At 63.4% G+C, this 20,479-nt stretch carries 17 protein-coding genes; 11 read left to right on the forward strand and 6 right to left on the reverse strand.

All coding sequences use genetic code 11. The annotated features are described in order from the left end of the window. Nucleotides 1–67 precede the first annotated feature (67 nt). Nucleotides 68–1,132 (reverse strand): LacI family transcriptional regulator, encoded by a 1,065-nt coding sequence (locus tag BLU15_RS10025; RefSeq protein WP_034803036.1) that lies wholly within the window; start codon nt 1,130–1,132, stop codon nt 68–70. A 314-nt stretch (nt 1,133–1,446) separates the two neighbouring features. Between BLU15_RS10025 and BLU15_RS10030 the strand changes: the two genes are divergently transcribed. From BLU15_RS10030 to BLU15_RS10070, 9 genes are all read left to right on the forward strand, one after another. Then, complete coding sequence (locus tag BLU15_RS10030; protein ID WP_371589769.1) at nt 1,447–2,679, forward strand: ABC transporter substrate-binding protein; 1,233 nt, start codon at nt 1,447–1,449, stop codon at nt 2,677–2,679. A 175-nt stretch (nt 2,680–2,854) separates the two neighbouring features. After that, a complete protein-coding gene (locus BLU15_RS10035; protein ID WP_090295203.1) occupies nt 2,855–3,733 on the forward strand; it encodes a carbohydrate ABC transporter permease in 879 nt (292 codons plus the stop codon). Continuing rightward, nucleotides 3,733–4,614 (forward strand): carbohydrate ABC transporter permease, encoded by an 882-nt coding sequence (locus BLU15_RS10040; RefSeq protein ID WP_034803016.1) that lies wholly within the window; start codon nt 3,733–3,735, stop codon nt 4,612–4,614. The genes BLU15_RS10035 and BLU15_RS10040 overlap by 1 nt, the downstream gene beginning before the upstream one ends. A 4-nt stretch (nt 4,615–4,618) precedes the next feature. Further along, complete coding sequence (locus BLU15_RS10045; RefSeq protein WP_034803014.1) at nt 4,619–5,734, forward strand: ABC transporter ATP-binding protein; 1,116 nt, start codon at nt 4,619–4,621, stop codon at nt 5,732–5,734. A 6-nt stretch (nt 5,735–5,740) separates the two neighbouring features. Next, nucleotides 5,741–7,240: an FAD-dependent oxidoreductase gene (locus tag BLU15_RS10050; RefSeq protein ID WP_090295204.1), complete on the forward strand. Its 1,500-nt coding sequence runs from the start codon at nt 5,741–5,743 to the stop codon at nt 7,238–7,240. Next, complete coding sequence (locus BLU15_RS10055; protein ID WP_034803008.1) at nt 7,237–8,016, forward strand: 3-ketoacyl-ACP reductase; 780 nt, start codon at nt 7,237–7,239, stop codon at nt 8,014–8,016. Before BLU15_RS10050 ends, BLU15_RS10055 begins: the two co-directional genes overlap by 4 nt. Nucleotides 8,017–8,120: 104 nt before the next feature. Next, nucleotides 8,121–9,776 carry a GMC family oxidoreductase gene (locus BLU15_RS10060; RefSeq protein ID WP_034803005.1) on the forward strand — a complete coding sequence of 552 codons (1,656 nt, stop codon included), beginning with the start codon at nt 8,121–8,123 and terminating at the stop codon, nt 9,774–9,776. A gap of 7 nt (nt 9,777–9,783) precedes the next feature. Further along, nucleotides 9,784–10,101 (forward strand): Dabb family protein, encoded by a 318-nt coding sequence (locus BLU15_RS10065; protein WP_090295206.1) that lies wholly within the window; start codon nt 9,784–9,786, stop codon nt 10,099–10,101. 9 nt (nt 10,102–10,110) lie between these two features. After that, nucleotides 10,111–11,376, forward strand: coding sequence for a glycerate kinase type-2 family protein (locus BLU15_RS10070; RefSeq protein WP_090295442.1), 1,266 nt, complete (start codon nt 10,111–10,113; stop codon nt 11,374–11,376). A 111-nt stretch (nt 11,377–11,487) separates the two neighbouring features. Here the strand turns inward: BLU15_RS10070 and BLU15_RS10075 are convergent, their stop codons facing one another. Next, a complete protein-coding gene (locus BLU15_RS10075) occupies nt 11,488–12,825 on the reverse strand; it encodes an omega-aminotransferase AptA (protein ID WP_090295207.1) in 1,338 nt (445 codons plus the stop codon). A 149-nt stretch (nt 12,826–12,974) separates the two neighbouring features. Between BLU15_RS10075 and BLU15_RS10080 the strand changes: the two genes are divergently transcribed. Next, nucleotides 12,975–13,523: a cupin domain-containing protein gene (locus BLU15_RS10080; RefSeq protein WP_034802993.1), complete on the forward strand. Its 549-nt coding sequence runs from the start codon at nt 12,975–12,977 to the stop codon at nt 13,521–13,523. A 34-nt stretch (nt 13,524–13,557) separates the two neighbouring features. Here the strand turns inward: BLU15_RS10080 and BLU15_RS10085 are convergent, their stop codons facing one another. The 4 genes from BLU15_RS10085 to BLU15_RS10100 all read right to left on the reverse strand — a co-directional run bounded on the left by BLU15_RS10085 (nt 13,558) and on the right by BLU15_RS10100 (nt 19,271). Then, nucleotides 13,558–14,790, reverse strand: a complete 1,233-nt coding sequence (locus tag BLU15_RS10085) for a pyridoxal phosphate-dependent aminotransferase (protein WP_034802990.1) — start codon at nt 14,788–14,790, stop codon at nt 13,558–13,560. A gap of 26 nt (nt 14,791–14,816) precedes the next feature. Further along, the gene (locus tag BLU15_RS10090; protein ID WP_090295209.1) at nt 14,817–16,349 is read right to left on the reverse strand and encodes an L-piperidine-6-carboxylate dehydrogenase; all 1,533 of its coding nucleotides are present in this window, start codon (nt 16,347–16,349) and stop codon (nt 14,817–14,819) included. A gap of 89 nt (nt 16,350–16,438) precedes the next feature. After that, nucleotides 16,439–17,860, reverse strand: a complete 1,422-nt coding sequence (locus BLU15_RS10095; protein ID WP_090295210.1) for an FAD-binding oxidoreductase — start codon at nt 17,858–17,860, stop codon at nt 16,439–16,441. A 10-nt stretch (nt 17,861–17,870) separates the two neighbouring features. After that, a complete protein-coding gene (locus BLU15_RS10100) occupies nt 17,871–19,271 on the reverse strand; it encodes a 2-oxoadipate dioxygenase/decarboxylase HglS (RefSeq protein ID WP_034802982.1) in 1,401 nt (466 codons plus the stop codon). Nucleotides 19,272–19,384: 113 nt separating this feature from the next. Here BLU15_RS10100 and BLU15_RS10105 point away from each other — a divergent pair, with 113 nt between their 5' ends. Then, nucleotides 19,385–20,278 carry a LysR family transcriptional regulator gene (locus tag BLU15_RS10105; RefSeq protein WP_034802979.1) on the forward strand — a complete coding sequence of 298 codons (894 nt, stop codon included), beginning with the start codon at nt 19,385–19,387 and terminating at the stop codon, nt 20,276–20,278. Nucleotides 20,279–20,479 lie beyond the last annotated feature (201 nt).

Consider the following 20,479-nt stretch of genomic DNA (forward strand, 5'->3'; position numbering starts at 1 on the left):
GATGGGGAGAACATTGGGGCAGGAGGCAGCGTCACGTGACACCGCCTTGCGTGCCGTGTTCGCCCGCTCAGCCGGCCGCGCCGAAGCTCGATGGGATCTGCGGACAGAGCAGCAGCTGCAGCTTGCTGACGTCGCTTTCGCCGCCGATCTTCTGCAGGAGCACCCGGCCCATGTCCTCGCCGGTCGCCGTCAGGTCCTCGTAGATCGTCTCGACCTGCGGCTGGATGGCGCTCAGGAGATGCGAGGTCTGCTTGGCGACGATGTCGTATTCGCGTCCGAGCGTCAGCCCGCAATCGCTCATGCCGGTGATGGTTGCGAGCGCGCAGACTTCGCCGCCGCACATGAAACTGTCCGGTGGATCGGGCTCGGCGTAGCGCTGGCGCACGCGGTCGCGGATGGCGCCTGCCGGGCTGTCGAGATCGATGCCCGAGAGGATTTCGTAGGCGCAGCCCGCCTCGCGCACGGCGGTCATGAAGCCGTGCTGAAGATGGCCGGCAAAGGTGAAATCGGCGGGGCCACTGATCAGGGCCGGCTTGCGCCTGCCCTTGGCGATCAGGCGCTTCGTCGCCTGGTAGGAAAAGGTGAAGTTGTCGTAGTCGACATAGGGATGCGGGGTGGAAAGCTCCGTGCGCCCATGGGTGACGAAGGGAAAGCCGAGATCGGACAGCAATCGGACTCGGGGATCGAGCGGTTCCGTGCGCGAGAAGATCAGGCCATCGGCCATCGCGTTGCGGGTGATGTAGTTGACCGCCTCGACATTGGTCGAGTTCAGGAAGTTCGGCATGACGATCAGGTGGTAGGCCGTGCCCTGAAGTGCCTTGGCGATGCCGCTCATGATCGAGGTGCCGTAGCCGAGGATTTCCTCGTGCGGGTCGAGCAGCACGCCGATGACATTGGTGCGGCCGGTCTTCAGGCGCTGGGCGGCCCGGTCGGGCGAATAGCCGATCTCGTCTGCGACCTCGCGCACTCGCTTGCGGGTATCGAGCGAGATCTGCGGCGCATCGGAAAGGGCACGCGAAACGGTGGTGACCGCAAGGCCGGTGATTTCCGCGATCGTGCGAAGGGTCGGCTTGCCGCGCTTGACGGCAGAACCAATGTCTTCGGCGTGGGCGGGCTTGGAGGGATCGGCCAATGCTAGTCTTTCTGAACGCGGGCGGGAGCGGTGTTTGTATCGTGGTGCGAGGGCTTAGGCAATCGAATCATGAAAACGTTTTAAATCTCGCATCGCGGCATGGCTTGCTGCACTGCAATAGCTAATGTGAGCTATATAATTCAGTAAATTCAAACGGTTCCGAAGGTGCTAAAATACAAAATGGCGGAATGCTTGACTTGCTGAATTTATAACGTTTTAAATGGCCAGCCGCTGGCTGAAGCGGCGCGAATTCCGGGGTGGAGGAGGTTCCGCCTCGTTAACTTGCAAACGGGAGGAAAACGATGCGCAAGTTGATGACGACGACGGCCGTTGTGGCGCTGATGATGGCGGCCACCGCCGCGCGCGCAGCCGAAAATGTGGAAGTTCTGCACTGGTGGACATCCGGTGGCGAAGCCGCCGCACTCGACGTTCTGAAGAAGGACTTGGAAAGCAAGGGCATCACCTGGACCGACATGCCGGTTGCCGGCGGTGGCGGTACGGAAGCGATGACGGTTCTGCGCGCTCGCGTCACCGCGGGCAACGCTCCGACCGCCGTGCAGATGCTCGGCTTCGACATTCTCGACTGGGCCAAGGAAGGCGCACTCGGCAACCTCGACGAGACCGCTTCCAAGGAAGGCTGGGACAAGGTGATCCCGACCGCCCTGCAGCAATTCTCGAAGTATGACGGCCACTGGATCGCAGCGCCGGTCAACGTGCATTCGACCAACTGGGTCTGGATCAACAAGGCCGCCCTCGACAAGGCTGGCGGCAAGGAGCCGACCAACTGGGACGAACTGGTTGCCCTGCTCGACAACTTCAAGGCCCAGGGGATCACCCCGATCGCCCATGGCGGCCAGCCCTGGCAGGATGCGACGATCTTCGACGCCGTCGTGCTTTCGCTCGGCACCGACTTCTACAAGCAGGCTTTCATCGATCTCGACCCGTCAGCGCTCGGCGGCGACAAGATGAAGGAAGCCTTCGACCGCATGACGAAGCTGCGCTCCTATGTCGACGACAACTTCTCGGGCCGTGACTGGAACCTCGCTTCCGCCATGGTTATCGAGAACAAGGCCGGCCTGCAGTTCATGGGCGACTGGGCCAAGGGCGAATTCCTGAAGGCCAAGAAGGTGCCGGGCACCGATTTCGTCTGCATGCGCTTCCCGGGTACGCAAGGGTCCGTGACCTTCAACTCCGACCAGTTCGCGATGTTCAAGGTTGCCGACGACAAGGTTCCGGCCCAGCTCGCCATGGCTTCGGCGATCGAAAGCCCGACCTTCCAGTCGGCCTTCAACGTGGTCAAGGGCTCGGTCCCGGCGCGCACCGACGTTCCGGACACGGACTTCGACGCCTGCGGCAAGAAGGGCATCAAGGACCTGGCAGAAGCCAACACCAACGGCAAGCTCTTCGGCTCCATGGCCCATGGCCATGCCAACCCGGCTGCCGTCAAGAACGCGATCTACGACGTCGTGACGCGCGAGTTCAACGGCGAACTGACGTCCGAAGAGGCCGTCAAGGAACTGGTCTCGGCCGTCGAGGCCGCGAAGTAACGGGCTCGCTCCGGGGCGCACTCTAGGCGCCCCGGACACCCTATTCCGACATGCAGGCGCCGTCGAACCGCCGTGGCCAACAGGACGCGGGGAGGGGCGCTTTGATACCCAGAACCTCGCGCGGATGCCGATATCAGGGATTTCCCGACGGCCGCGCCAGAAGTGGTGAACGTTCATGGATAGCCGCAGTCGCCTGCAGGACCTGATACCGAAGCTGGTGCTTGCCCCGAGCTTCCTCATCGTCCTGATCTTTGTCTATGGCTTTATTGCCTATACCGGCTTTCTGTCGATGACGGACAGCAAGATGCTGCCGTCCTACAATTTCGTCGGGTTAAGCAATTATTCGAAGCTGTGGGCGCTGCCGCACTGGTGGCGGGCGGTGAGCAACCTGGCGATCTTCGCCGCGCTCTATATCACCATCTGCTCCGTGCTCGGCCTTGGGCTGGCAATCCTGCTCGACCAGAAGATCCGGGCCGAAGGTTTCCTGCGGCCGATCTACCTCTACCCGATGGCACTCTCGTTCATCGTGACCGGAACGGCCTGGAAGTGGTTCCTCGATCCCGGCATCGGCCTTGAGAACACCATGCACCTCTGGGGCTGGGAGAGCTTCTCGTTCAACTGGATCAAGGACCGCAACTACGCGATCTACTGCGTCGTCATTGCCGCGGTCTGGCAGTCGACCGGCTTCATCATGGCGATGTTCCTTGCGGGCCTTCGCGGCGTCGACAACGAGATCATCAAGGCAGCGCAGATCGACGGCGCCAAGACCTCGACGATCTATCGCCGGATCATCATTCCCCTGATGCGGCCGGTGTTTCTTTCCGCATTCGTGGTGCTCGCGCATCTGGCGATCAAGGCCTACGACCTGATCATCGCGCTCACCGGCGGCGGCCCCGGCCAGGCGACCGAACTGCCGGCGACCTTCATGTATTCCTACACCTTCACCCGCAACCAGATGGGCATCGGCGCGTCCTCGGCGATCATCATGCTGGTGATGATCTTCTCGATCATCGTTCCCTATCTCTATTCCGAAATCCGGGGAGCACGACGCTGATGAGCGCTCCGAGCCCAGACAACATCATTTCACACAACCGCCTCACCCGCGCGTTGATCTACACCGCGCTGATCCTCTTTGCGCTCTATTCGCTGTTGCCGCTCTACGTCATGCTGGTGAACTCGGTGAAGCCGCTCGACGAGATCCGCCAGGGCGGCATGCTCAACCTGCCGCAGACCTTTACGGTCGAGCCGTGGCTTCAGGCCTGGTCGACGGCGCAGATCGGCGTGCAGCCGACCGGCCTGAAACCCTTCTTCATCAACTCGATCCTGATGGTCGTGCCGGCCGTAGCAATCTCGACGATCATCGGCGCACTCAATGGCTACGTGCTGACGAAGTGGCGCTTTCCCGGTGCCAACATCTTCTTCGGCATGCTGCTGCTCTCGTGCTTCATCCCGTTCCAGATCGTGCTGATCCCGATGGCACGCATCCTCGGCATCCTTGGGATAGCCGGTTCGATCTGGGGCCTGATCTTCGTCCATGTGATCTACGGCATCGGCTTCACGACGCTCTATTTCCGCAACTACTACGAAGCGTTCCCGACCGAGCTGGTGCGCGCAGCGCAGATCGACGGCGCCAGCTTCTTCCAGATCTTTTGGCGCATCCTGTTGCCGTCCTCCGGTCCGATCATCGTCGTCTCGGTCATCTGGCAGTTCACCAACATCTGGAACGACTTCCTGTTCGGCGCGTCCTTCTCAGGCCCCTATTCGACGCCGATGACGGTCGCGCTGAACAACCTCGTTTCGTCCTCGACAGGCGTCAAGGAATACAACGTCCACTTCGCGGGCGCGATCCTCGCCGCCCTGCCAACGCTCATCGTCTACATCGTGTCCGGCCGCTACTTCGTTCGCGGGCTGATGTCGGGCGCCGTGAAAGGATAAGCTCATGTCTTTCTTGAAAATCAGCAACCTGCGCAAATCCTATGGCTCGCTCGAGATCCTGAAGGATATCAACCTGGAGATCGAAGAAGGCGGCTTCCTGGTGCTGGTCGGCCCCTCGGGCTGCGGCAAGTCCACACTTCTCAACACCATTGCCGGTCTGGAGCCGATCACATCGGGCGAGATCGCCATCAACGGTCGTTCGGTTGCCGATCTGCATCCCTCGAAGCGCGACATCGCCATGGTGTTCCAGTCCTACGCGCTCTACCCGAACATGACGGTTGCCGGAAACATCGCCTTCGGCATGGAAATCCGCGGCGTGCCGAAGGAGGAGCGCGAAAAGGCGATCAAGCAGGTCTCGGAAATGCTGCAGATCGGCCATCTGCTCGATCGCAAGCCGAGCCAGCTCTCGGGCGGCCAGCGCCAGCGCGTCGCCATGGGCCGGGCGCTGGTGCGCAACCCGCAGGTCTTCCTGTTCGACGAGCCGCTCTCCAACCTCGACGCAAAGCTGCGCGTCGACATGCGCACCGAAATCAAGCGGCTGCACAACCGCATGAAGACGACGATCGTCTACGTGACCCACGACCAGATCGAGGCGATGACGCTGGCGACCAAGATCGCGGTGCTGAAGGATGGCGTGCTGCAGCAGTTCGGGACGCCGGCCGAGATCTACAACAACCCGGCCAACATGTTCGTCGCCGACTTCATGGGCTCGCCGGCGATGAACCTGCTGACGGCGCGGATCGAAAAGAGCGGCTCCGACATTGCGGTCACGCTGACGCGTCCGAATGCCGAGCCGCTGAAGCTTGCGGTGCCTCAGGCCAACGGCGCACTGTCTGCCTATGCCGGCAAGGACGTCGTCTTCGGCATCCGTCCGGAAGCGCTGACCGATCCTGATGGCGCCGACCGCAATGCCAAGGTGGTCGCCGAGGGCGAGTGCCTGATCGAGGTGGTCGAGCCGGCCGGCTCCGATACCTTTGCGGTCACCCGTCTCGGCGGCAAGGAGATCGTTGCCCGGCTGAGAGCCGATGCCCGCATCGCGCCCGGGCAGACCTCGCGCCTTGCCTTCAATCTCGACAAGGCGGTGTTCTTCGATCCGCAGAGCCAGCAGCGGATCGCGTAACCAACGATGCAGCAGCAGCCGGAGATCGTCATTATCGGGTCGGGGATCGGCGGCTCCACGCTTGCGGCGGGGCTTGCCGGCTCCGGCGCCCGCATCGCCATCCTCGAGCGTGGCGACCGCCTGCCCGATACGCCGGAGGCGCGCAGCTACAGCTCGATCTTCGTCAAGGGCCACTTCCGCCCGAGGGAGATGTGGCGCGAACCCGACGGCACCGAGTTCAACCCCGGAAACTTCTACTTCGTCGGCGGCAATTCCAAGCTCTTCGGTGCGGTGCTCCTGCGCTACCGGGCCGAAGATTTCACCGAGATGCAGCATCTCGGCGGCGTTTCGCCGGCGTGGCCTTTCCCTTACGAGGAGCTGGAGCCCTGGTACGGCAAGGCCGAGCAGCTGTTTGAGGTGCGCGGCGAATTGGGCGACGACCCGACGGAGCCGTTCCACAGCTCGCCTTACACTTTCGGCCCGGTGCCGGACGAGCCGGCGATTGCGCGGGCCCGTGCAGAGCTGAAGGCGCAGGGGCTCAATCCGGCAACGCTGCCGCTCGGCGTCGACATCGACGCCTGGCTTGCCGGCGGGCGCACGCCCTGGGACGGGTTTCCGAACACCGGCAACGGCAAGATGGACGCTGAAACCGCATCGCTCGCTTCCGCACTGAAGGATCCCAATATCGAGCTGATCACCTCGGCGCATGTCGACACGCTGGAGGCGGGACCCGGCGGCCGGATCGAGGCGATCCACTACACCCACAGGGGCGAGAAGAAGAAGCTGTCGCCGAAGCTGGTGATCCTGTCGGCGGGCGCGATCAATTCGGCCGCCATCCTCTTGCGCTCCGGCGACGGCAAGGGGCTCGCCAACGCCTCCGACCAGGTCGGCCGCAACTTCATGAACCACAATTGCAGCGCCATGCTGGCAATCAACCCGTTCAAGCGCAACGACAGCATCTACCAGAAGACGCTGATGCTGAACGACTATTACCTCACCGGCGGCAGGGATGGCCTGCCGCTCGGCAACGTCCAGCTGCTCGGCAAGATCAACGGCGACATCCTCAAGGCCAATGCGCCCCTCTGGGCACCGCGGTTTGCCTTCGATTTCATGGCCGGCCATGCGGTCGACTGGTACATGATGACGGAGGACCTGCCGAACCCGGAAAGCCGCATCATGGTCGACGGCAACGGCATCATCATGCAGTGGCGACGCTCGAACATGGAGGCGCTGTCCGGGCTCGAAGCGAAGATGCGCGCGCATTTCAAGGCAGCCGGTTATCCGATCGTGCTGTCCCAGGCTTTCGACAAACGCACGCCGTCACACCAGTGCGGCACGGTGCGGATGGGCAAAGACCCGAAGCATGCGCCGCTCGACACCTACTGTCGCGCCTACGACCACCCGAACCTCTTCGTCGTCGACGCGAGCTTCCTGCCGACATCGGCTGCCGTCAATCCGGCGCTGACCGTTGCCGCTCAGGCGCTCAGGGTCGCCGACCATATCGCCACTAGGGAGTTTCGATCATGACGTCATCGACGCGCCCCGTCGCCATCGTCACCGGCGGCCGCCGCGGCATCGGTCTCGGCGTCGCCCGTGCGCTCGCCCGCGAGGGCTTCGATATTGCGCTCACCGGCCTCGGTGCGGCGGACGCGACGACCGCCCAGACGCTGTCGGAACTTTCCGGCGACCACGGCCGGGCGATCTACATCGAAGCGAACCTTGCCGATATCAGCGGCCATGCGGCGACTGTCGAGCGTGTTCGCGCCGAGCTCGGTCCGATCCGCTGCCTCGTCAACAATGCCGGCATCGCCTCGGTGATGCGGGGTGATTTCCTCGATCTGCTGCCGGAAAATTTCGACACGATCGTCGCCACCAACCTGCGGGGAACGGTGTTCTTCACCCAGGCCGTGCTCGTCTCGATGCTGACGGATCCGGCTGATGTAGCACCGCGGTCGATCATCAACATCACCTCGGTTTCGGCAACGATGACGTCGCCCGAGCGGCTCGACTATTGCATGACCAAGGCCGGCCTTGCCGCCTTCAGCCAGGGGCTGGCGCTCAGGCTTGCCAATACCGGCATCTCGGTTTTCGAGATCCGGCCGGGTATCATCCGCTCCGACATGACCGCCGGCGTCTCGGCGAAATACGATGGCTTGATTGACGGCGGGTTGGTGCCGATGCGGCGCTGGGGCGAGCCCGATGACATCGGCAATATCGCGGCCGGGCTTGCCGGCGGCAAATTCGCCTTTGCCACCGGCTCGGTCATCCAGGCGGATGGCGGGCTTTCGATCGGCCGTCTCTAGGAAACGCGCAGGATTTTTGAGGCTCGCAAGCGGGCAGGGTTTGAATTGAACACGTCGAAAATTTGGAACGTTCCAAATTGGTGACGGCGGAGGGAAGACAGGGAATGAGCTACGACTACATCATCACCGGCGCCGGCCCGGCCGGCTGCGTACTCGCCAATCGCCTCTCCGAGGATCCATCGGTCCGTGTCCTTTTGCTGGAGGCCGGTGGCGGCGACTGGAATCCGCTGTTTCATATGCCGGCCGGTTTTGCCAAGATGACCAAGGGCGTTGCCAGCTGGGGCTGGGAGACCGTGCCGCAGAAGCACATGAAGGGCAGGGTGCTACGCTATACCCAGGCCAAGGTCATCGGTGGTGGCTCGTCGATCAATGCCCAGCTCTATACCCGCGGCAACGCCGCCGACTACGACCTCTGGGCGTCCGAAGACGGCTGCACCGGCTGGGACTATCGCAGCGTGCTTCCCTATTTCAAGCGCTCAGAAGACAACCAGCGCTTTGCCGACGACTATCACGCCTATGGCGGCCCGCTCGGTGTCTCGATGCCTACGGCGGCGCTGCCGATCTGCGACGCCTATATCCGCGCCGGTCAGGAGCTCGGCATTCCCTACAATCATGATTTCAACGGTCGCCAGCAGGCGGGCGTCGGCTTCTATCAACTCACCCAGCGCAATCGCCGCCGCTCGAGCGCATCGCTTGCCTATCTTTCGCCGATTAAGGATCGCCGCAATCTGACGGTTCGCACCGGCGCGCGCGTGGCGCGGATCGTGCTTGAGGGTACACGTGCCGTCGGCGTCGAAGTCGTCACCGGCAAGGGCAGCGAGATCATCCGGGCGGAGCGTGAGGTGCTGGTAACTTCCGGCGCCATCGGTTCGCCCAAGCTCTTGTTGCAGTCCGGCATTGGGCCTGCCGATCACCTGAAATCGGTGGGTGTCGCGGTAAAACATGACCTACCGGGTGTCGGCGGCAACCTGCAGGATCACCTCGATCTCTTTGTCATTTCCGAATGCACCGGCGACCACACCTATGACGGCGTCGCAAAACTCCATCGTACGCTATGGGCCGGCCTGCAATATGTACTCTTCCGCTCGGGCCCGGTGGCGTCGTCGCTGTTTGAGACCGGTGGCTTCTGGTATGCCGATCCGAACGCCCGCTCGCCCGATATCCAGTTCCATCTCGGTCTCGGCTCGGGCATCGAGGCGGGCGTCGAAAAGCTGAAGAATGCCGGCGTGACGCTGAACTCCGCCTATCTGCATCCGCGCTCGCGCGGAACGGTGCGGCTTTCCTCCTCCGATCCGGCGGCAGCGCCGCTGATCGATCCCAACTACTGGGAGGATCCGCATGATCGCAGGATGTCCATCGAAGGCCTGAAGATCGCCCGCGAGATCATGCAGCAGGCGGCGCTCAAGCCCTTCGTGCTGGCGGAGCGCCTGCCGGGCAATTCGGTCGTCAGCGATGAGCAGTTCTTCGACTACGGCTGCGCCAACGCCAAGACCGACCATCACCCCGTCGGCACCTGCAAGATGGGCACGGACGCGATGGCGGTGGTCGGGCTCGATCTCAAGGTGCGTGGCCTTGAAGGCCTGCGCGTCTGCGACAGCTCGGTGATGCCGCGCGTTCCCTCTTGCAACACCAACGGGCCGACGATCATGATGGGGGAGAAGGGCGCCGACATCATCCGCGAGCGCCAGCCCCTGCCGCCGGCGATCTTCGCCCACGAACGCAACGACAGCCGCCCGCGCGCCCGCGCCGATATCCGTTGAGGTCCCCATGATCCGCCATTGTGTCTTCATTCGCTTCCGCCCCGAAATCTCCAGCGAGGAGAAGGCGGTGATCTTCGGGGAGATTGCCGCGCTGAAGGCCCGGCTACAGGGATTCCTTGCCGCCCATATCGGCGCCAATGTCAGCCCGGAAGTGGGCATGGACAAGGGCTTTGCCGAAGGCTTCATCGTCGACTTCACTGACGCGGCGGCGCGCGATGCCTATCTGGAAGACGAGGAGCACCGCAAGACCGGCGCCAAGATCGTTGCTGCGGCCGAGGGCGGTATTGCTGGCATCCTCGTCTACGATCTCGAAATCGCCGGCTGAGTGGCAGCGATGATCGCAGCGCGCCCCTTCCTGACAGAGCTCTTCGAGGCGGCCGTTCGAGCCGCCGATCCCTATGAGGCGATCAAGGCGCATCTGCCCGCCCCGCCGAAAGGGCGGACGGTGGTCGTCGGCGCGGGAAAGGCGGCAAGCCAGATGGCCGCCGCCTTCGAGAAGCTCTGGAAGCATCCCTTCTCCGGAACGGTCGTCGCCCGTCATGGACCGATCGAACAGTGTGAGACGATCACTGTGCTGCAGTCGGCTCATCCGGTGCCGGATGAGGCGGGGCTTGCTGCCTCGGATGCCTTGCTGAAGGCCGTGGCCGGTTTGACGGCGGACGATCTGGTCATCGCGCTGATTTCCGGTGGCGGCTCGGCCCTGCTCCCGGCGCCGCCTGAGGGTTTGACGCTCGCCGACGAGATCGCCGTCAACAAGGCGCTGCTTGCCTCCGGCGCGCCGATCTCGGCTATGAACGTCGTTCGCAAGCACGTGTCGCGGATAAAGGGCGGGCGGCTCGCTGCAGCCGCCTTTCCGGCGCGTGTCGTTAGTCTGGTCGTTTCGGACGTACCCGGCGACAACCCGGCCTTCGTCGCTTCGGGGCCGACCGTTCCGGATCGCAGCATGGCGGCCGAGGCGCTGGAGATCGTTGCCCGCTATCGCATGGAACTTCCCGACCAAGTGGTGACGCATCTGCGCTCGGAGGCCGCTGCAGCGCCCGATCCGGACAATCCGCGGTTTGCCGCGCATGAGTGTCACGTCGTTGCTTCGGCAAGCGTTTCGCTCGAAGCGGCGGCGGCCAAGGCGCGCGAACTCGGCATCGAGGCGCATATACTCTCGGACGCGATCGAGGGTGAAGCGCGCGATATCGGTCGCATGCATGCAGCGCTTGCCCGCGAAGTGGCGCTGAGAGACCGGCCGTTCGGCAAGCCGGTCGTACTGCTTTCCGGTGGTGAGACGACGGTGACGATTTCGGGCAAGGACCACGGCAAGGGCGGGCGCAACAGCGAGTTCCTGTTGTCGCTGGCGCTCGATATCGACGGCGTGTCGGGGATCGATGCGCTTGCCGCCGATACGGACGGCATCGACGGCTCCGAAGACAATGCCGGTGCCTTTGCAAATGGGCAGAGCATTGCCCGCATGCGGGCGGCTGGCATCGATCCACGTCTACATCTTACCCGGCACGACGCCTGGTCGGCCTTTGACGTGAGCGGCGATCTCTTCGTGCCCGGACCGACCGGAACCAACGTCAACGATTTCCGGGCGCTGTTGATTCGTTAGGACGCGCCTCGCGCGTAGAGACGTTAGCCGGATTCAGGTGTGCAATCGAAATGCAGACGCCGCCGCCGAGATCTTCGGCGGCGGCGTTGCCTTGTCGTGCGTCGCTTGGGCTTACTTGGCGCGCTTCAGCGCATCGCCGAGGATCGAGACGATCTCGCCAAAATGTTTCTCTTCGGCGATCAGCGGCGGCGAGAAGGCTATGATGTCGCCGGTGACGCGGATCAGCAGGCCCTTCTCGAAGCAATCGACGAAGACGTCGTAGGCGCGGGCGCCGATTGCGCCGTCGCGCGACTGCAACTCGATGCCGGCGATCAGGCCGATCGTGCGGATGTCGATGACATAAGGCAGGCCCTTCAGCGAGTGCATGGCGTCGTGCCAGGCGTCCTGCAGCTCGACGGCGCGGGTCATGAGGCCCTCGTCGCGGTAGATGTCGAGCGTGGCGATACCGGCAGCGCAGGCGGCCGGATGGCCGGAATAGGTGTAGCCGTGGAAGAGCTCGATCGCGTTTTCGGGCCCATGCATCAGCGCGTCATGCACCTTGCGGCTGGCAAAGACCGCGCCCATCGGGATCGCACCGTTGGTGAGACCCTTGGCCGCCGTCACCATATCCGGGGTTACACCGAAGAAGTCGGTGGCAAAGGCGGCGCCGAGGCGGCCGAAGCCGGTGATGACTTCGTCGAAGATCAACAGGATGCCGTGCTTGTCGCAGATGGCGCGCAGACGCTCAAGATATCCCTTCGGCGGGATCAGCACGCCGGTTGAGCCGGCGACCGGCTCGACGATGCAGGCGGCGATGGTTTCGGCGCCATGCAGCGCCACCAGCCGCTCGAGATCGTCGGCAAGCTCGGCGCCGTGTTCCGGCTGGCCCTTGACGAAGGCGTTCTTCGCGGGGTCATGCGTGTGGCGCAGGTGGTCGGAGCCAGGAAGCTGCGGGAAGACGCGGCGGTTGTTGAGGATGCCACCGACCGAAATGCCGCCGAAGCCGACACCGTGATAGCCGCGTTCTCGGCCGATCAGGCGCGTGCGGGTGCCCTGGCCGATCGCGCGCTGATAGGCGATCGCCATCTTCAGGGCCGTGTCGACCGATTCAGAACCCGAACCGGTGAAGAAGACGCGGTCGAGCTTCTGGCCTTCCGGACCCGGCGCGATTTCGGCGAGGCGCTCGGCAAAATCGAAGGCAATCGGATGGCCCATCTGGAACGACGGGGCGAAATCCATGGTCGACAGCTGGCGCTCGACGGCCGAGGCGATCTGACGGCGGCCATGGCCGGCGTTCACACACCAGAGTCCGGCGGTACCGTCGAGGATCGTGCGGCCATCGGCGCTGGTGTAGTGCATCCCTTCGGCGGACGCGAGCAGGCGGGGAGCCTGCTTGAACTGCCGGTTGGCGGTAAACGGCATCCAATAGCTGTCGAGAACGGGGGCGTTGGGTTTGGTGTGCTGGTTCATGGCATCCTCCTGAGTTCGGCGATTGACGCCATGATTTGATTTGCCAAACAAGTCCTTTTCTGCTGTCAATTAAGTCATTGAAATTTATTGTACCGTTGTAGTATGTTTGCGCTATTTCGAACAACCTGAACACCAAGGGCTTGGATCATATGACCGTCGATATCGGAAGCCGGCTTCGTCATCTCCGCCTGATGCATAATCTGTCGCAGCGCGAACTGGCCAAGCGCGCCGGCGTCACCAATTCGACGATCTCGCTGATCGAGTCGAACGCCTCCAATCCTTCCGTCGGTGCGCTGAAGCGTATTCTCGACGGCATTCCAATCGGGCTTGCGGAATTCTTCTCCTTCGAGCCGGAACGACCGCGCAAGGCGTTCTATGCGGCGGAGGAACTGGTCGAGATCGGCAAGGGGCCGATTTCCTATCGCCAGATCGGCGAAAACCTCTTCGGCCGCAGCCTGCAGATCCTGAAAGAGGTCTATCAGCCGGGCGCCGATACCGGGAAAGTGCCGCTGGTGCATGACGGCGAGGAAGGGGGCATCGTATTGTCGGGCCGCATCGAGGTCACCGTCGACGATGAGCGGCGGATCCTGGGACCGGGGGATGCCTATTATTTTGAAAGCCGGCGGCCGCATCGTTTCCGCTGCGTCGGGCCGGTGCCTTGCGAAGTGATCAGCGCCTGTACGCCGCCGACGTTCTAGGAGCGGACGGCGCCGAGGCGCCGTCCGGAGTTCGTCAAGAAAGCCGAGCGCAGGCGTCGGCGATGCGTTTGAGCGCTTCCTTCAGTTCCGCTTCCGAGGTCGCATAGGAAATGCGGAAGAACGGCGAGAGACCGAAGGCCGAGCCCGGAACAACGGCGACGTGGGCGTCGTCGAGGAGGTAGGCGCAGAAGTCCGTATCCGTTGCGATTGCCTTGCCCGAGGGCGTGACCTTGCCGAGCATGCCGGCGCAGCCGGAGAAGGTGTAGAAGGCACCTTCCGGGACGCGGCAATCGAGGCCGTCGATGGCATTGAGGCCGGTAACGACGAGATCGCGGCGGCGCTGGAAGCTGGCGGTCCGTTCCTTCAGGAACTCCTGCGGACCAGTCAGCGCGGCAACCGAAGCGGCCTGGCTGACGGAGGAGGGGCAGGAGGTCGCCTGGCTCTGGACAACAGCCATCGCCTTGATCAGGTCGCGCGGACCGCCGGCATAGCCGATGCGCCAGCCGGTCATGGCATAGGCCTTGGAAACGCCGTTGACCGTGAGCGTGCGGTCCTTGAGGCGGGGCTCGAGCTGGGCCGGGGTGACGAAGCGGAAGCCGTCATAGACGATGTGCTCGTACATGTCGTCGACCAGCAGCCACACATGCGGATGCTTGAGGAGCACGTCGAGCAGCGGCCGGTAGTCGCTCGCGCTGTAGGCGGCACCCGACGGGTTCGAAGGCGAGTTCAAAAGCACCCAGCGCGTCTTCGGCGTGATTGCGGCCTCGAGCTTGTCGGCGGTCAGCCGGAAGCCGGAGGAGGCGTCGCAGGGGATCAGAACCGGCTTGCCTTCGCAGATCTGGACGATATCCGAATAGGAGGTCCAGTAGGGCGTCGGGATGACAACCTCGTCGCCCGGATTGATCGACGCCATCATGGCGTTGAACAGGATCTGCTTGGCGCCGGTCGAAACCGTGATCTCGTCCTGCTCGTAGGCAAGGCCGTTTTCACGCTGGAACTTTTCGCGGATCGCCTTCTTCAGTTCCGGCGTGCCGTCGAGGGCGGTGTACTTGGTGTCTCCGCGCTTGATCGCCTCGCAGGCGGCGTCCTTGACGAAGTCGGGTGTGTCGAAATCCGGCTCGCCCGCACCGAGGATGATGACCGGCTTGCCTTCGCGCTTCATGGCCTGCGCGCGGGCGCCGATCTTGAGGATTTCGGACACTCCGATCGAGGAGATCCGCGAGGCGGGCTCAAAGCCCGCCTCCTTGACCGTTGCGTTGATGGTCATGGTCTCTACCTACCTGGGTGCGCCGATTATTCGATGTCGAACGACACGCCCTGCGCCAGCGGCAGAGCCTTCGAATAGTTCACCGTGTTCGTGGCGCGACGCATGTAGGCCTTCCACGAGTCCGAACCGGATTCGCGGCCGCCGCCGGTTTCCTTCTCACCGCCGAAGGCGCCACCGATTTCGGCGCCCGAGGTGCCGATGTTGACGTTGGCGATACCGCAATCCGAGCCATCGACGGCGAGGAAGCGCTCGGATTCCTGCATGTCGCGGGTGAAGATCGAGGACGACAGGCCGGCTGCGACTGCATTGTGATCGGCAACGACGGCGTCGAAGTCGCTGTACTTCATGACGTAGAGGATCGGCGCGAAGGTTTCTTCGAGAACCGGTCCGGCCTGCTTGGGCATTTCGACGAGAGCGGGCTTGGCGTAGTAGCCGTTGTCATAACCGAGCTCGACGCGCTCGCCGCCAGTGACGGTGCCGCCATGCGACTTGGCTTCGGCGATTGCCTTCTGCATGCCGTCGAAGGCAGCCTTGTCGACGAGCGGGCCGACGAGGGCGGTGGTTTCGAGCGGGTTACCGACAGAGACCGAACCGTAGGCCTTCTTCAGGCGCGGAACGAGCTGGTCGTAGACGCTTTCATGCACGAACAGGCGGCGCATGGTGGTGCAACGCTGGCCGGCGGTGCCCATGGCGCCGAAGGCGATGGCGCGCAGCGCCATGTCGAGATCGGCCGACGGGCAGACGATGCCGGCATTGTTGCCGCCGAGCTCGAGGATGGCGCGGGCGAAGCGCTTGGCGAGGCGCGGACCGACGTCGCGGCCCATGCGCGTCGAGCCGGTGGCCGATACGAGCGGAACCTTGGGGTTGTCGACGAGAACTTCACCGACGGTGCGGTCACCGATCAGGACCTGCGACAGGCCTGCCGGCGCATCGCCAAAGCGGGCGAGCGCGCGCTCGAAGATCGCCTGCGAGGCAAGCGCCGTGAGCGGGGTCTTTTCAGACGGCTTCCAGACGACGGAGTTGCCGCAGACGAGCGCCAGTGCGGTGTTCCACGACCAGACGGCGACCGGGAAGTTGAAGGCGGAAATGACGCCGACGACGCCGAGCGGGTGCCAGGTTTCCATCATGCGGTGGCCGGGACGCTCGGTGGCGATCGTCAGACCGTAGAGCTGGCGGGAAAGGCCGACTGCGAAATCGCAGATGTCGATCATTTCCTGGACTTCGCCGAGGCCTTCGGAGGTGATCTTGCCGGCTTCGATCGAAACCAGGCGGCCGAGGTCGGCCTTGAAGGCGCGCAGTTCTTCGCCGAGCAGGCGGATCAGTTCGCCGCGCTTCGGGGCGGGAACCAGGCGCCAGGCCTTGAAGGCTTCATGCGCCTGGTCGATCTTGGCGGCGGCTTCAGCGGCCGAAACCGTCTTGAGGGCCGCGATCTTCTCGCCGGTGACCGGGCTATAGGAAGGCATGTCGCCGCCGGTGTAGAGTTCCTTGGCGACGCCCATCTTTTCGAGAAGCGCGGCGGCTTCCTTGGTCACGTCGACTTTCTTGGTTGCGATGTTCATGGTCTGACTCCCGTTTTATTGGTTTAGATCATTCGTTGGAGCGAAATGTCGGCGGAAGACCGCACACACTTTCCTCATTCCGCTCTGGCCTATCCGAAACGCACACTGCCGAGCTTTCCTGGCGAGGTCAGCGTCTTCAGGCCCGCGGCCATGTCCTTGAGATTGTCTGGTGTATAAAAGTCGTAATAGGCCTGATTGCGGCGGCCGATCGCATGTTCCGCGCTGAAGCTGCCGTGATATTCCTCGACGGCGACGGCGAAAACCCATTCGCGTAGCCGGGGTTCGAAAGTCTCGTCCTTGAGAAGGTCGCTGTTCTTCGGCACGACGAGGTTGAAGTGCACGCCACCGTCGCCGATATGGCCGAAATCGCAGACGGTCACGTCGGGGAATTTCGAGGGCATTTCGGCCTTCATATGGTCGCAGAAGGCCATGATGTCACCCCGGCGGAAGGAGACATCGAAGGCGATCAGCTTGCCCAGGTGCTTGACGCCCTCAGACAGCGCGTGGCGTAGGGCCCAGATTTCGTGCGGCGGACCGACGAAGGCGTCGGCGAGCGGTGCCTCGTCCATCTCCCAGATTTCGGCCAGCGCCGTTTCCAGCACGGCGTCGAGCGACTGTTCGCCTTCGCGCGGTGCCCAGGTGCGGCTGATCTCGGCGAGGATGACGTAGTCAGGGACTTGGCCAGCCTGGAACGGGTTTTTCAGCGACGGCACGTGGGCAAAGGCTGCCTTGACGGCATTGCTCGACATGCCCTCGAAGGCCGAAAGGTAGGCGCCGAGGCGTTCTTCCATGGCGCGCAGCAGCGGCATCACATGGGCGCCGCTCGCCGGAACCAGCAGTGCCGTTGCCGTCTGCTGCGGCAGGCGCTCGAGGTTGAGCACGCATTCGGTGACGATGCCGAAGGCGCCCGAGGTGCCGACGAAGATCTGCTTCCAGTCAACGCCGGTGTTGTTCTTGCGCAAGTCGCATTGCAGGTCGAGCACGGTGCCGTCCGCGTCGGCCAGCACCACCTTGAGGCCGAGCGTGTTTCGGCGCACGTCGCCGTATTTCAGGAAGCGTGAGCCGCCGGTATTGGTGGCGATCATGCCGCCGATGCGCGGGTCGGCGCCGAGATCGATCGGGAAGAACAGGCCGTGCTCTTCCAGCCGCCGGTTGAGATCGGACAGCCGGAAGCCGGCATCGAGCCGAACCGAGCGGTTGTCGAGGTCGAGTTCGAAGCGTTTTGCCAGCCGGTCGAGGCTGAGGATGGCTTCGTCGCCCGACTGATCCGGCGTCGAGCCGGAGACGAGGCCGGTGTTGCCGGACTGCGGGATCAGCGCGATGCCGTTGGTGACGCAATAGGCGACAGCGGCGGAAACCTCTTCGGTCGTCGCCGGCCGCAGCACGAGCGGCGTCCGGCCGCGATCATAGCGCGCGCCGGTCTCGTAGGCTTCCAGGTCTTCCGGACGCGTGACGACACCCTTGTCTCCAAGGATGTCGGTGAGCGCGTCGATGTGCAGTTGGTCGATCATCAGGGAAGCATCATTCCGCAGCGATGGCGCCGGTCAAGGCCTGAATGCAGCTTTCGATCGAAGCCTGCTCGATACCGGCATAGTGATCGAACTCGTTGAGCACGGTCGCACCGAGATCGGCCTCGAAGCGCTTCTGGTTCGGGCTGGCGACGAAATCCTGCTGCGCCCCGTCGCCGAGGTTCGACTGGAAGATGCCAGCGGCGCTGACCGGCAGGAAGTCTTCATAGACGATCGCGTCGAACTGGACGAGGCCAGCGGCGATCAACGCTTCGATGTCGTGCTTGCTGGAGACGCCGGCCTTGCGGCCTTTTTCCGTCAGCGAATAGCTGAAGTAGCCGAGCCCGGCTTCGCGGATGCCTGCCCAGGTGTCCGGGAAAGGCTCGAAAGCCCCGGCAAGTGCCGCTTCGTATTCGCGCGCGTTGGAACCGTCGGCCGCCGGGCGGACGATCTTGCGCGAGGCGTCGAGCAGTTCGTCGTAAAGCGCGCGGCCCTTGGGTGTCAGCGCGATGCCGCGCTGTTCGATCTCGCCGAAGCGGGCGGTGTGCGAGCCTTCCTTCCAGGTGCCGTCGGCATCCTTGAAGGAAACCGGCTCTTCGAGCGCCTTGAACGAGGTCTGGCGCAACAGGATCGGGCACTTGCGGGTCGGCGGGCCCTCGACGACGGCCTTCGGGGCAATCGCGTATTCCGGCATCAGCGCCTGCACCTTGTCGATGTCGAGCGTGCGCGGCGTCAGGTGGTTGATGTGGGGGCCCTTGAAGGAGACGACGTCGGCGATCAGGCGATGGGCGTCATGCAGGCGCTTGTACATGTCGGGGCTGACATTGGCCTTGTCGTGCCAACGAAATGTTTCGAGCACTTCCGAGACGAAGCGCTCTGCATCCACCTTGTCGAGACCGCCGTCGCGCTCGGCCTTTTCCGTGAGTTCGACGGCGCCGGCGGTGAAGATCTGGCGCGCGGCCAGAATAACTTCGGCTTCGGCACGCAGCGTTTCGTCGGCGATGAGGTCGAGACGGAGCAGCGAGGTGAAGACGCGGAACGGATTACGCTTCAACGCGGCGTCGCCGACCGGGCGGAAGGCGGTCGAATGCACGGGAACGCCAGCGGTCGAGAGATCGTAGTAGCCGACCGGGTACATGCCCATGACGGCGAAGACGCGGCGCATCATAGCGAGTTCGGCGGGGGTGCCGAGCCGAATCGCGCCGTGGCGCTCCTCGGAGATGCGGTCGAGCGAGTCCGTCGCGTCGAGGCGCTCCTTCAGCTTGGGGTCGGCGGCGAGCGTATCGTCGTTGACCTTGGCGACCAGCTCCATCAGCGTGCCGTAGGCCGGCACCTCTTCGCGGTACATGACCGACATGGCTGCGGAAAAGGCCGAGCGGATGTCGTCGGCGGATACGAAACTATTCTCTTTCACTGGGGCTCGCCTCGCGCTATGGGTGAAGGACAAGGTCATTCTCATTTCGGATCATATCCGATCGAACTGGCCATTGATCGCGTTGCTTCTGACTATGTTGATGCGAGGGCGGAATGAAGTTGAGCCGAAGACTGGTTCCCGACGTGACGACGCTGCAGGCGTTCGAATGCGCGGCGCGACACGGCAGCTTCACGCAGGCCGCAGCCGAGTTGAACCTCACGCAGAGCGCCGTCAGTCGCCAGATCAAGGATCTCGAAAACCAGCTCGGGGTGCTCTTGTTCGAGCGCGTGCGTCAGCGAGTGATCCTGTCGGATGCCGGGCAGAAGTTTCTGCCGGAGGTGCGTCGCCTGCTCAACCAGACCGAGGAACTGATGGTGCGGGCGATGGCGTCTGCCAGGGCGGATTCAACGCTCTCGATCGCGTCATTGCCGACTTTCGGCAGCCGCTGGCTGGTACCGCGTCTTCCCGATTTCCTCAAGCGCCATCCGGACACGGTGATCAACATCGCCTCGCGCTCTGCGCCGTTCGATTTCGAGGAGCAGAATTTCGATCTGGCTATCCATTACGGGCAGCCGGTCTGGGCGCGCGCGACCTGCAGCTATCTCTGCAGTGAGATCATCGTGCCCGCCGCAAGTCCCGCCATGCTGGCAACCCATCCGGTTGCCTCCCCTGAAGATATCGTCACGGGGCCGATGCTCCATCTCGCCACAAGGCCAAAACTCTGGGCGCAATGGTTCGAGGCCAACGACATGGACGGGCGCGGCGCTTATCGCGGCAACCGTTTCGATCAGTTTTCCATGGTGATCGAGGCGGCGACCGCCGGGCTCGGCTTTGCTCTTTTGCCACGCTACCTGATCGAGCAGGAAATTGCCGCCGGCACGCTGCAGATCGTGCTCGACCGGCCGATGCAGACGGAAAACAGCTATTACCTCGCCGTGCCCGAGGGCAAGCTAGAAAACCCGATCAGCCTGGCGTTTCGCGAGTGGATCACCGAGCAGGTGGGCTGACCTGTGGTGCTTTTGTCGAAAATTCGTGGGAACCTTCCTCGCCCCATCACGTTTCGCCTCGTCTGCCACCCGCGATGAAGCTTGAAAGAGGGCATTTGAAAGAGTTGTATCGAAGTGCCACTGGGGGCGCGCACAGCGGCCGGTTCCGGCTTGATTCGGCTGTGCGCAAAACGTCCGATCTTGTATGAGCAATCCTTGCAA

Origin of the sequence: Ensifer sp. YR511 (assembly GCF_900103045.1) — a bacterium.
GTDB classification, from domain to species: domain Bacteria; phylum Pseudomonadota; class Alphaproteobacteria; order Rhizobiales; family Rhizobiaceae; genus Ensifer; species Ensifer adhaerens.